Below are 12,522 nucleotides of genomic sequence, written 5' to 3'. Positions count from 1 at the left end.
CGGCGCTCCCTCAGATGTCGGCAGAGATGCCGAAGTGATCGCTGGTGTTGCGAACGCGCCCGTAATTGCTCCAGCCGGTCAGATTTCCGGCACCGCCGATCCCCGGATAGTTCGCCGCCGTCGGTGCGCCCGGCCACCCCATCGGCGGCGCGGTGAACTGGTTGGCCAAAGCGATCGCACCGGGGGGAGGATTGTCCGGCGGCGCCATGACCCCGTTCATCGGCGTGCCGGTCACCGTGTTCATGATCGTGGTCTGATAGTTGTGCATGCCGTTGTGCGGCCAGACCAGGACGTTGTCGATCGAGTAGAACGGCGCGGCGACGAAGTTCGAGCCGACATAGCCGTAGCCGGGATAGAAGCTCTGTCCCGGCCCGCCGCCGTTGGACCAGAGGAACTTGGACGCCGCCGTCTTGTCCTTGCCGCGGATATGGGTGGAGAAATAACCCTTGTACTGGTCGAGATTGACAGGAACGCCCACCGCCGTCGGACTGACGAGCAGCGTGTAGGCACCGGGACCGCCGGTGAGCGGATTATAGAGGCCCGAGGCGGTACCATTGACGGCGAACAGGTTGACGTTGAAATCGCCGCCGATCACCCGCGTCTCGTTTACGCCCAGAGCGCCGACGACGTCGTTGATCGTCGACAGCGTGGTGATGTAGTTCGCCGCCGCCGGATTGTTCGGCGGGGAATGGATGCCGAAGATGGTGAGGTCTCGCTGCACGACGCCGAGATTATCGGCCTCGGTGAACGTCGCCATGAACGGCTCGCGCAGTCCGGCAAAGGCAACAGGAGCGCCGAGCGTGGTCGTGAAGGCGATCCGCGCCGCGACGACGTCCTCGTTGAGGCCGCCATTGTGCTGGGCACCCGCAGGGATCTGGCGCACCCCGCCCAGGCCCGGAGGCACCAGCATTCCATTGACGTTGACGGCACCGAGGGGCACCACCATGCCATTGTACGGCGTGGCGACGCCGCCGCCCGGCGGCACCGACACGCCGCCATGCCCGCCGGTCCAGATGTTGGGCCCGGTGAAGTAGCGGTTGAGGGTGCCAGCGGTGTTGGTGCGGCGATAGAGAATGCCAACCGTCTCTGAGCGCCCACCGACCCCGGTGTAGAGCGGCGGCACGGCGTTCCATCCGCCCGCCACCATCGTGGCGGGGTTGTTGAGCCCGAACTGCACCATGGCGAGCGCATTGATGCCGCCGGTCTGGCTCGCCAGAGCGTTGGGCGCATTGTCGCCCGAGCTCACCTCGATGATGACGATGATGTCCGGCTGCACGGCCGCCAGCACGGCATTGATCACCGCGCGGCGCTGGATCGCGCTCTGCATGTCGTTGAGACCGCCATGCCCGCGTTGCCGCTTGATCGAGGCCGAAAAGATCTTGTTGATCGAGAATTTCTCGATATTCCAGAACAGGATCCGCGTCATGATGACGGCTCCTGTAGCTCGGGCTTGCGTGCGGCGAATGCGAGCGACTGCTCGCAGCCCGGATTGTCGTCGGCGACATAGGCGGCGTACCAGCCGAGGCTGCCGGTGTTGTCGGGATCGCCGAACAGGAAGAACTGGATGTTGGCGGACGGCGGCAGCTTGGCGATGCCGAATATCTTGATGGCGATATCGTCGATCCGCAGGCAGTAGAACCACTTCGGACCGTCATCCGACAGCTTGCGTCCCGATGCGGTCGGCACCGGCTGGCGCAGGATCGAGATCGCCCCGACCGCAACCTTGATGACGCCCTGGATGCTGAACAGGCTGGCGCCGGGCGCCGCGCCCGGCAGGCTCATGCCGATGAAGACCGCGTGCTGCGCATCCGACCCGGTGGTGACCGGTGACCATGCCGCGAGCAGCTGCGACTGGAAGCCGACGCCAGAGGCGAGCGCCCCCGGACCGCCCAGCGTGATGTCGTAGACGACGCCGAACCAGGGCCCCTCGAGTTCGGTGAGGTTGAGCTGCGACGTCACCGGCAGGAAGCCGAGATCGGACGGCTTCTGATCACCGGTCGCGTTGACGAAGCTCTTCAGTTGCAGCGCGAAGCCGCGGAACAGGCTGGTGTCGCGCATCGTCGAGCCGTTGAGATTCCAGGCCAGGTTGCCGGTCGCGACCCCAAACCTCTTGGCTCCGGGCGTCGCCTGCGGATAGGTCATGCCGATGACGAGGCCGGAGAAGGCGAGCCCGACCCCGAGCGCTTCCTCGGGCGTATCCGGCGGACTGCCGAACGACAGCAGGTCGAGCGTCTCTCCGATGGTGCTCTGAAGCGCCGTGAAATCGAGCTGCCCCCAGACAAGGAAGTTGCTCGCCACCGTGGCGCCCTGGTCCTGGATGCCAATCGTGTTGAACTGCACCCGGTCGAAGGCCACGGCCGGCAGCACGTTCGACGGGCTGGTCAGCACGTTGGTCGTGTTCTGCTCGAAGACATAGGCGCCGCGGCCGCCCTGATCGACATAGCTGCCCTTGAGCACGATTCCCGTGAAAGGCTGCGGCTTGCCGCGCGAGTACAGCCGCGCCACCGGCGCGCCGAACAGCGCCGCGACCGAGAGCTGGACGTGGCTGTCGAACCGCGTCAGCCTGGCGTTCTCGAACAACGACTGCAGCTGCAGCACGGTAAAATCGAACTCGCCGCTCATCTGCACCGCCACCGGCACGTCAGGCGCAACGCCGTTGGAGATGTTCATCGCATAGCGCGGATCTTCGTAGTCGATCAGCCCGAACAGGCTCGAATTGCCCTGGGGCATCGTGATCCGACCGCTCCGGCCGTCGACCGTGACGCGGCTGACGGTGAAGCCGAAATGATGGGCGTTGAAGCGGGTGAAGTCGATGCCGGCGGCAAGCCCCGCAATCTCCGGCGGCATGTCGCGCTGGCCGAGGTCGGCCGCGAGCACGATGACGCCGGTCCAGTTCGGGTCCTGGGCGATGCGCGCGAAATTCTCGTAGAATGGGCCGGACGGTCCCTTCGAGCGTGCGATGGCGTCCGCGATGTAGTCCTGTAGCCATTGCGACAGGCCGGTGTAGGACAGCGCAGCGGTCACCGGCGGTGTGCCGGGCAACAAAGAGAACTGCTCCGCGGACGTCCAGCGATTGGCATTCGTGACCCGCTCCAGCAACGAGCCAGAGCAGAACTTCATGATCATCACGTTGCGGTAGGCGGTGGCCGAGGCGCCGGCGCCGACCGCCGCGGTCATGGTCCAGCCCGCAATATTGACGGTGTTGGCGAACTGGGCGCCTGTGCCGAACGGCTCCGGATTGACGGCGACCAGAAAGAGCTGGTTGGTCTGCAAGGCGTCCTGCATCGCCTGGGAGGGAGCGGATAGCGCGAATGGCAGGGTGTTGCCGTCGCGGTCGATCGACTGCGCCATGCTGACCTTCAGATAGGCCCCCGTCGTCGGATCTCGCTCGATGATGAAGCCCTGCGGCGTCGTCCCATCGGTGCTCGGGCCGTCCGGCAGCGTGCCGCGCAACGCGTGAGCCCGCGCCGCCTGCACACGCGCCGACCACGTCTTGCTGCCATAGCTCGAGATCAGCGACTTGCGGGTTGCAGCCACGATCTGGCTTTCGAACTGGACGAGCGTCGCGCCATCGAGGCCGCTACTCGCAGCAGCTCCATAAGGCGCCAGCGGGAACGTCTTGTCGCTGCCCTGGGCGAGCGGCATGAATGGCGGTGCCGATTGCAGGATCTCCGCATTCGGAGCGCCGGCCGCGGCCGTACTATAGATCGCGCTGCCCTCGGGCTCGGCCAGATAGTCGACGGCCCCGCCCCCGGCGACGATGGTCACCCAGGAGGTCTGGTGGTCGTCGGTCAGGCGCGGCGCAACGGCACCGCTCGCGGGACGGTTGAGATCCGCCGTCTCGAATGGGAACACCGGCGCGTAGCCGGGCTTCGAGGGAATGGCGTTGAGACGATCGTTCTGCGCTGCGGGCTGGCTGGCGTCGTACGCCTTGAAGCTGAGCGCCTCCGATCCGAATAGTCCACCCATCAGCTTCGCAAGCTGCCCCGTCGAACTGCCATCGGCGCCGAGCGCATAGTGGCCGGCCAGGCTGAGATAGGTCGTGCCAGTGTCGACCGCGGCCGTCTTCGCGGCGCTGGTCGCAAAGGCGAAGCCCCCTGCTCCGAGCGCCGGCGCCGTATCCGTGCTGCTAGCCCCGAGCGGCGTCAGTTGCACGACACGCCCGCCGGTCGTGCGGAATTCGCTCGTCAGCGCAGGCGCCCCCTTGATGGCGAACCCCGAACGCAGATACCCCTGCTCGAGCTGCTCTCGGCCGATCACGCGGTTGGCCGGATCGCCGAGGTCGAAGGCACCTGCGATCGAAAGCTGCGACGGCAACGCCGCCACCGTCATGGCTGCATATTGCGCAGCTTGCAGCGACGTCGTCGCGCTGTTGTTGATGACGTAGCGGATGCCCTGCTCCAAGCCCTGGCTGACGAACGCCTGCTTCGAATCGAGCAGCCCATCGAAGGTTACGCAACCGGTGTTGGCGCCGCCGAACGGCACATAGGCGTAGATGCGATTGTTGGAGGTCGGCGCAAGGCGAATGCCCAGCGGGTTGTCGCCCTTGCCCGAAAAGCCGATGAACGGAGGTGAGCTCAGCGCCGAGCCCGACAGGCGCAGCGCCCCACCCTCGATATCGATCCGGCTCTGATCGAGGATGTAGAACTTGGCGTTGCTGGCAAACCACAGGTTCAGGTTGCCCGAGACCTGGTAGACCGGCGGCAGATTGATGAAGGAGACGCCATAGCGCTCGAAGTCGCCGAACGCGACCGGGTTGGCCGACGCGAGCCAGACGACAGCACGATTGCGCGTCGCCTTGCTGATATAGGCCCGGACACGCTCGGCGAACCCGCCGGGATCCCGATCGAGATCGGCGGGCCGCTGTGTCGCAAACAAATAACTGCCACCGTACTTCTTCAGCGAGTCGTCGTAATTGATGAACGGTGGCAGAGACGAGCCCGTGCCGAGAAGGTAGCCGGCCCAGCCAACCGAGCCGGCAACCCTGGTCTCGTAAATCGCAGAGGAGTCGACCTGCTCGAACTGCGCTGACGCGGACGCGTCCATGCTCGTATCACCCGATCGGGAAGATGCCGAGCAAGGTGCCCGCCAGTGAATAGAGGGCACGATCGTCGATGATGTCGCCCTTGATGATGGTCACCGTATATTGGGCCGAGCCCAGCGCAGCATATTGCACCGTGATGCCCGCCTTCCACGTCGTCGCGCCGATCGTGATATCAGCGGCGAGGACCGCAGTGATCTGGGACTGCGAGACGATCGGCGTCCAGACCGGAATTCGTCCCTGGTACTGGAATGAGACGTAGGTCGTGTTGTTGGTGTCGCCGCTCGGCGTCGTCACCACGTTGCTGTTCGGGCTGGTCGGGGTGTTCACCGTCGGCAGCGCCGTGAAGGCCGCGCGCGGATATTCCTCGGTCCGTGCGGTCGCGGATGGCGCTGCCTTGACATCCAAACCGATCGGGAAGATGCCGAGCGTCACGCCCTGGAGCAAGTAGAGCCCACGATCGTCCACGATCTCGCCCGAGATGATGGTCACGGTGTACTGGGTCGATCCCAGCGCCGCATACTGGATCGTAATGCCCTTGCGCCAAGTCGTTGCGCCGATCGTGATGTCAGCCGCCAAAACGACTTGAGGTTGTGCCTGCGAGACCACCGGCGTCCAGACCGGAATGCGCCCCTGATACTCGAACACGAGCTGCGTCGTGTTGTTTTGATCGCCCGTCGGCGTCGCGACGACCTCGGTGTTGGGGCTTGTGGGAGTGGTAACGACGGCAGGAGCCGAAAAACGCACGCCTTCATGATGAGCCATGGCTATCTCCTTTTATAAAACACAGATCAAAACCCGCAGTACGCAACTGCCGGCGCGGCTGAAACGAATGGAAAATCGACTAAGCTACCAATGATTGAAATCTATCAGAGGTTGTGGCGTGTAACAGGGTTCGCGACGGTGGTCAATCGGGCCAGATCACAGTCTTCCCCCAACGCCCGGTCACATTCTGGTGTTTACATTTCAGGCGAAGCCGGGCGCCGCTCAGCGGCTGACTTGTTTCCGAAGCATCTGCATCGCACGCTTCATCGCTGCGGACCGGATGAACGAGCCGAGCACGAATCCGGTAAAGCTGCTCTCCTTTCCGGAATCGACAATCTCCCCGCTCATCGTGACCGTGTAGTAGCGACCCATCGGGTGCATGGTCACCGTCAGCCCCTTGCGCAGGACAATGCCTGCAATTGCAATGTCCTCGGTCAGTTCGACCTCTACTTCGCCAATCGACACCAGCGCTCTCCAGCACGGGATCGTACCGTTGAAAAAGAAGGTCACCCAGGTGCTGTCATTCGTGTCGAACGTTGCAGCCACCTGCGCATTGCAATTCGTCGTCAGCTGGGTGTTGACGGTTTGATCGGTGAGCTGAGATGGCGCAGCGGGCAAGGCGGCTTCCGTCCTCGTTCAAGCGCTCAGCGTCATGCAAAATGACCAGCCGGAGGGTGACAAATAACTAGCCGCCGCCGGTTTGCGAGTCCATTTGCAATCCGGCCCCGGCACCCGTCCGGACGGGGCTCCGCATCCCACGCAGGTGCGACCATGGCCCTGGCCGTCACCTCCCGCGGATCGAGGAGTCCCGGCGGCTTTTCGCAACGGGCACGATCCGCTGCAGGAGCTGCTCTACCCGGATTTCTTCAAACTCTGTCGGCCTGTTGCCCGACCTTCCCGCCGATCGTCTGCCGCGCCGGGAAATCGCTCGACCGTTGACCGCCGATGCCAAGGCTAATTTTTCTATATTTTTCAGTTCGTTGACAGCAACGTGCAACGCCGCCACGGCGGACGTCGGAGCGATCACGGTGCAGAGTCATCTCTGGCCTGAACGCCAGATCGTCGCTCGAGCGGGCGGCAATCCCCGTCTCCGGCCGGCGTCGGGTTGCCTCCAGGCCCTGCTGTTTCTACAACAGCCGGAGCGCCTCCCAAGCATCAGGACCATCCCTCAAAGTGAACGAGCAACGCTTCATCGGCTCGCTGACCGGCTTACGCTTCGTCGCGGCCGCAACGGTCGCCGTCGGCCATGGCGCCCCGTCGTTGGCGCAAGGCCTGCTGCCCGAGCTCATCGCACAAGTCAGCAGCATCGGAATGACAATGTTCTTCGTGCTGAGCGGATTCGTCCTGTGGCTCAACTATGCCGCGCGCTTCCAGTCGCAACCGCTCGGAAGCGCTCTTCGCGAATTTGCCATCGCGCGCTTCGCCCGGCTCTACCCCATGTACGCCGTGATTACGCTCGCAGTCGTCGCATACGTCGTGATCGCGCGAGGTCTCTCGGCCCCGTCGCTCGGCTTCATCCTCACGATGACGCAAGCCTGGTTTCCCGTGCAGAACGGCACCATGCTGGTCGCAGTCGTGCCGTCGCTGCAGCACCTCTGGTCCATCAGCGTGGAGCTGTTCTTCTACCTGCTGTTTCCATTCGTCTGCCTGCTGTTTGCAGCCGTCGTCCGGCTGCCCACGATCATCTGGATCGCGCTGGCGAACATCGTGACGTTCGCGCTGACGATCGCAGCCGCCTTCACCTTCGGCGATGCGTTGCTACGGGCCGCCGCGCCGAGCCTTACGCAAAACGGGATGCAGTGGCTGACCTACTACTCTCCCTATCTTCACATCGCTCAGTTCCTGGCCGGCTGCCTTGCCGCCATGATCTACAGGAACCGCGCGGATGCCGGCGTCGGTGATCGGGAGCGACGCTGCGTGAGGCTCCTGTTCTGGCTTTCGCTGGCGAGCCTCGTCTGTGCGCCTGTGCTGCTGTTTCTGCAGCCTCGTCTGCCCGGCTGGTCGTTCGCGATCGAACTTGCCGTACGTCTCATCGAGATCTCGGGATTTTCGATCGTCTTCGTCGCAGCAAGTCGGTACGGTCATGCCGCTTGGCTGTCGTCCAGAGCCCTGATCATTGGTGGCGAATGCAGCTATTCGATCTATCTGCTGCATCCCTTTCTCATTCGGCTTGCGATGATCGGAAAGTCAGATGCTCCTGGCGCTCTTGAGCTCGCGCTGCGGCTCGGTCTGTTCGTTGCGATTGCGACGGCGATGGCCTGGTTCACCTACATGCTCATCGAGGCGCCCTCGCGAACATGGTTACGGAGAACCTTCGGCACCAGCGCACCGCGCGACGTGATCCATAGCCCGGTCTGAGCGCGCCGGGTCATCGGTCGGCCCGTGCTTCGCGGTGCCCTTCTACCAGCGGTTTATTCGGACCATTTTGCACGAATTTAACATGATTGCCGCCAATCTCAGGCCTCCGGAACGGCAAGGGATGCAACGATGATTGTTGAGATCAAGGCGATGTGCGAAGCCAACGGGACCGTCCTTGCGACAACGAGCTACGACGATACCAACGAACGGGCGCGGGCGGTCGCGGTCATCGCCTTGCTCGAACAGGTGCTGGCGCATTCGGAGACCGCTGGGGATCAGCGCCTGTTCACTTTGGACGTCTCGCCCGTGTCGCCAACGGCAGCAGCTTCGTCTGCCTCCTGATACAAGGCACGGCAAGGCTCGCGGCAGCCGGCAGTCCGATCCACGCTCCCGCGCCGATGATCAGCCATCGTATGTTCACCTGCTGACACAGGCCTTCGCCTGTTTGCTCCATTTGAACGCGGTTCCGCACGGCGGCCTTGGCCGAGCGCCCGCAGGGCATTCGTTCCACACCGGCGCTCCTACCTCCCAGCCATTCACGACGCAGCCGCCATTCGGCGCGACGTGGCACCCAGGGCCGCAGGACTCATTGGCGACCAACCGGCCCGCCCCTGCCGCAAGGCCGGTCAGCAGCACGACCCAAAACATCAGCCTCATCGCTTCGCTCCATTGGCTCTGAGGCGACGAGCCCCTGCGACCGCGCCCCAGCGGAAACCATGAAGGTGCCAAACCGTTCCTCCGTCTGTCCCCGCCTGCTCGGGCTGAGATTTCGTCGGAGATCGTCGCCGCCAGCCTGTGACGAAACACCGCGTCGCCACCACACTCCAGCCCTACTACGCGCACGACTGCGCCATATCCGTGCACGGGAATGGGAAACCATGTAGCGAGAAGGTTTTCACCATGTTGGGCGATGATTGCGCAGCCTGGGCGAGCCGGAAGCGAAAAAGTCACCTCTCCACGCCAGTTGATCAAGGCGTTGGGGCGCGCGCGCTTAGAAACGTGACGAGCCAAACAACATCAGGAGCCGGCGGCACGAACTGCCGGCCAGCCTTGGATCGTCCGGATGCGTGCCGGACGGGCCGTGGCGAATGCAGGGAGCGATAGATCGACATCATGACACGAAAGCTTTCAGTCCGCGAAGTCATCGCCAGATCCTATCCCAGTTGGGACTATGCCATGGCGGACCGGTTGATCGCATGGCTCGATCATTGCGGTTACGAGATCGTGGAGAAGAAGCCGGAGCGCACCGCGGCTCTCGTGACCGATGACGCGCGGCCACACCTGATCGGCGCTCGATGAATGGAGCCCCTTCCGCCGGGGCGCTGTGAACGATCAGCGCTCCTCAAGTGGCAGCGCTCGGGCGGCGCAGGAACTGCGCATCCCGTTCTGGGGTTCAAGATGACAAGACCAACGCTCGACGTTTCATCGAGCAGCATGAGATCAGGGAAGGATTACCAATGTCTCGCAAGCTCACACCACGCCAGGTCATCGCACGCTCCTACCCGACCTGGGATTACGCCATGGCCGATCGCCTGATCGCCTGGCTGGATGATTGCGGTTACGAGATCGTCGAAAAAGGAGCTGCGCACCTGGGCGCAAGCTTGGTGCCTGCTGCGCCGGTATCGACACCGTCGCATGAAAGCACACATTGATCCCGTCGCGGTCACCGCGAACAGGGTCTCCGGACAGTCATTGGCATGAGAAAGCCCGACTCAGGCGAGCAGTTGTTTTTCGATTTCGTAGACCGGAAGCTTGACCAGATCCTTGTGGATCTCGCCATGCAGCGCCTTTCGTACCGCGTCGGAATAGTCGGCGCGGATGATCCCGAGCGCGCGCGGCGACGCCACCATCGTGACGGCTTTGGTTTCGCCTGAAATGACAGCATGATGCAGGCGATCAGCAAGCTGCTTGAGAAAGGCGCGCTCAGCCTGATCATGCCAATCCGTCTGATCCACTGAACTCCGAGCATTGCCGAATGACTGCTGCACCGAGCCGGGAGCGTCGGTGCCCTGAGCGCTCGTGCGGTCGTTCTCCTGCTCACGGACCTCTTTGGTGTGCAGGTTCGGAAACATGCTGTCACCGACGTTCTCGAGGATCAGCGCCTTGCGCCCGTCGCACACGACGATCCAATCACCGGTTCCGACCTTCATCTTGTCCATGAGATTACTCCATCATCCGAATTGCAGCGAAGAATGTGCTGGCGAGCCCATCGGGAGAAACTGCCCCCAGCTATATGCCTTCTTCGAAATCTTCCAAGGAAAGGCCGAACTCCGAGAGAGCCTCCTCCAGATAGTCGCCGAGCATCGGAGTTTCGATCAGGTACGTCGCGGTGCGATTGTTGTGTGCCTGAGCGGCCTGCGCACGAAGCTCATCCCAATTGTCCAGCGAGCCGTCGCCCCGGCCCAGCCACATCAGCGTGACCAGATCGATCTGTTCGTCGACATTGAGGCCCCTGATGAAGCTGACGAGCTCCGACCTGTCAGTGTTCAGGCCTCGCCCAGCGGTACCGGGCGCCGCGTCGTCATCTGCCAAATCTGCCAGCAATTCGGGTTCGGTCGCTTCCATTTCGTGCTTGTGGATTTTGGTCACGACGAAGGCGACCTTCTCCGGCGAGATTGAGAGGGTGGGCGTGGTAGTCGTCATTCAGCGTCTCCTGGGTCCCCGGGCAAACGCTCCCAGGTCCCATGCAGAGACGCTAGGCGTTCCGGAAGGAGCGCACTTTGCGCAAGATCAAGGCAGTGTGGCGGCGTGAAAAACGGCGCAACAGCCCGCGCGAGTTCAACCGCCCCGCGGCGCGATTGCAGCGGGACTGCTTGGATCGACCAGGGACTGCGGACGATCGATACTACCAGGTCCAATCGAAAGAGCCGACACGCGGCTGCTGCGCGACCAGGATCATCGGTCTGCCCGGATGAGCTCTTGCGATCCTTCGCTTCTTCACCTCTGCAGCCGGCTTGCCTGTGTCGGCAATCCGGGTCGCGCGAGGCTTCTCGGCGGCCTTCACTGCCGCAACCTGCGGGTTGGCCTCGACGGCGCTCATCTGCGCGAAGGCGTCGCGGGGACTGCTCTTGGCGACTTCTGCCGCAGGCTGCTCCGCCTTCGCGAGCTTCACCGGAGCTGGCGTGGCGATCGAGGTGTCCATCACGATCCGCTCCGGCCACTTTCTCGTGGACTGAATGCGCACCGGGGGAAGATCCGACGCAGACGACAGGCTTGCAGGCAATGGCACGCTGGGAAGCACGGCATCCGCCAGGACGAGCAGCGCCAGCAGAGTTCCACCGACGAACATAAAGTAACGCAGAATGGGCATAATTTACCGCTCCGTCGGCACCTGCGCCGACATCCACCTAACGGAGGATCATGACAGTATGTTCCCGCGTCGAACGCTCGGGTTCAAAGACCGCGGGAGACTAGCGCGACATAATTAGATTTTCGTCGCTGCAACCAGCGTGCATTTGGCCGCGCTGACGTTAACGTTGACGAATCCGACATGGACCGCCGCGAAGGTCTTCCGGCTGCGCGACCCGACTTGGCCGGGCACGATCCGTCGGCGGTCGGTGACGTGACCACCGTCCCGCCGGCTGAAGGCGCAGGTGATTTCGACGTCCTTGATTGCGAAACTGTTGGCATTCCGTAGCGTAAAGGTCACCAGCGCCTTCGATCCAAGACCGCCGCGCCGCCACGACTGGGAACTGATCCGCAGGCCGGACAGAGCGGCCGGGTCGAGCGCAGGGGATGACGCAGGCGGCATCGTCGGCGACAGGCTGGCATTGGCGTCCATGACGTTCCGGCCGGAGCCGACCACGGGGGACGAATCGGGGTGCGGATTGGATGCATCCGCCAGACCGGGCACCACGGGCGAGAGCCGACGCGACGTCTCAGTCCCGTCTTCGTCTCCTTCGTAGCCGCTGCTCGGGGGGGCCGATCCGACCCGCGTGAGGCTGGGGTCGGCCACCTCCTCCTCTTCGACCGACATGATCAGCCACCCGACTGTGCTGAACATGACCAGCGCGAAGATCGCCAACCCCGACACGGCGGCTCCCAAAGGGATGGACGCTCCGTCGCTTCGGCGCATGGCCAGCGACGCCGCGGCATCGGGCTTGCGTCCCAGCAAACGAAAGAGACCCGCGCTCATGTCTGCACCATCGGCTGCCCGGCGGGGGCATCTGGAAGCTTCAATCGGCAAACATCGATAGGGTTGCATGCAAAGCCGACAATTGGAGGGCAGGCCCGGATACCGGTCGGTCGGCCGGGCTGGCGCGGCCGCTGACAGACCGGTAGACATCCGCACAGTTGCCGACACCTCAAGAAACGCCGCCCCCGCCGCGGGCGGTTCACTCCTTCGAAAGATCTCGACG

At 63.5% G+C, this 12,522-nt stretch carries 13 protein-coding genes; 4 read left to right on the top strand and 9 right to left on the bottom strand.

Features of this window, described 5'->3' with window-relative positions; genetic code table 11:
• Window positions 1-10: 10 nt before the first annotated feature.
• The 4 genes from QX041_RS08945 to QX041_RS08930 form a co-directional block, all read right to left on the bottom strand.
• On the bottom strand, window positions 11-1,426 hold the full coding sequence (locus tag QX041_RS08945; protein WP_316165040.1) for a hypothetical protein: 1,416 nt from the start codon (window positions 1,424-1,426) through the stop codon (window positions 11-13).
• Window positions 1,423-5,046 carry a hypothetical protein gene (locus QX041_RS08940; protein WP_316165039.1) on the bottom strand — a complete coding sequence of 1,208 codons (3,624 nt, stop codon included), beginning with the start codon at window positions 5,044-5,046 and terminating at the stop codon, window positions 1,423-1,425. Before QX041_RS08940 ends, QX041_RS08945 begins: the two co-directional genes overlap by 4 nt.
• Before the next feature lie 7 nt (window positions 5,047-5,053).
• Window positions 5,054-5,806 (bottom strand): hypothetical protein, encoded by a 753-nt coding sequence (locus QX041_RS08935; RefSeq protein ID WP_315717680.1) that lies wholly within the window; start codon window positions 5,804-5,806, stop codon window positions 5,054-5,056.
• Window positions 5,807-6,028: 222 nt separating this feature from the next.
• Window positions 6,029-6,424, bottom strand: a complete 396-nt coding sequence (locus QX041_RS08930; RefSeq protein ID WP_315717679.1) for a hypothetical protein — start codon at window positions 6,422-6,424, stop codon at window positions 6,029-6,031.
• Between the two features lie 555 nt (window positions 6,425-6,979).
• Here QX041_RS08930 and QX041_RS08925 point away from each other — a divergent pair.
• Complete coding sequence (locus tag QX041_RS08925; protein ID WP_316165038.1) at window positions 6,980-8,164, top strand: acyltransferase; 1,185 nt, start codon at window positions 6,980-6,982, stop codon at window positions 8,162-8,164.
• Window positions 8,165-8,293: 129 nt separating this feature from the next.
• Window positions 8,294-8,506, top strand: a complete 213-nt coding sequence (locus QX041_RS08920) for a hypothetical protein (RefSeq protein WP_315717677.1) — start codon at window positions 8,294-8,296, stop codon at window positions 8,504-8,506.
• A 75-nt stretch (window positions 8,507-8,581) separates the two neighbouring features.
• Here QX041_RS08920 and QX041_RS34370 read toward each other — a convergent pair whose 3' ends face one another.
• Window positions 8,582-8,821: a hypothetical protein gene (locus QX041_RS34370; RefSeq protein ID WP_409999270.1), complete on the bottom strand. Its 240-nt coding sequence runs from the start codon at window positions 8,819-8,821 to the stop codon at window positions 8,582-8,584.
• A gap of 456 nt (window positions 8,822-9,277) precedes the next feature.
• Between QX041_RS34370 and QX041_RS08915 the strand changes: the two genes are divergently transcribed.
• On the top strand, window positions 9,278-9,463 hold the full coding sequence (locus QX041_RS08915) for a hypothetical protein (RefSeq protein ID WP_315752594.1): 186 nt from the start codon (window positions 9,278-9,280) through the stop codon (window positions 9,461-9,463).
• 158 nt (window positions 9,464-9,621) lie between these two features.
• Window positions 9,622-9,816: a hypothetical protein gene (locus QX041_RS08910; protein WP_316165036.1), complete on the top strand. Its 195-nt coding sequence runs from the start codon at window positions 9,622-9,624 to the stop codon at window positions 9,814-9,816.
• A gap of 60 nt (window positions 9,817-9,876) precedes the next feature.
• On the opposite strand, the gene QX041_RS08905 is transcribed toward QX041_RS08910, so the two are convergent.
• From QX041_RS08905 to QX041_RS08890, 4 genes are all read right to left on the bottom strand, one after another.
• The gene (locus tag QX041_RS08905) at window positions 9,877-10,323 is read right to left on the bottom strand and encodes a host attachment protein (RefSeq protein WP_316165035.1); all 447 of its coding nucleotides are present in this window, start codon (window positions 10,321-10,323) and stop codon (window positions 9,877-9,879) included.
• 70 nt (window positions 10,324-10,393) lie between these two features.
• Complete coding sequence (locus QX041_RS08900; RefSeq protein ID WP_315752592.1) at window positions 10,394-10,807, bottom strand: DUF3775 domain-containing protein; 414 nt, start codon at window positions 10,805-10,807, stop codon at window positions 10,394-10,396.
• 202 nt (window positions 10,808-11,009) lie between these two features.
• Window positions 11,010-11,474, bottom strand: coding sequence for a hypothetical protein (locus QX041_RS08895; protein ID WP_315827829.1), 465 nt, complete (start codon window positions 11,472-11,474; stop codon window positions 11,010-11,012).
• Window positions 11,475-11,588: 114 nt separating this feature from the next.
• A complete protein-coding gene (locus QX041_RS08890; protein ID WP_316165034.1) occupies window positions 11,589-12,299 on the bottom strand; it encodes a hypothetical protein in 711 nt (236 codons plus the stop codon).
• Window positions 12,300-12,522 lie beyond the last annotated feature (223 nt).

The sequence above is a fragment of the Bradyrhizobium sp. SZCCHNRI2009 genome (genome assembly GCF_032485115.1).
Lineage (GTDB): Bacteria > Pseudomonadota > Alphaproteobacteria > Rhizobiales > Xanthobacteraceae > Bradyrhizobium.
This window is presented reverse-complemented; position numbering and strand designations above follow the sequence as displayed.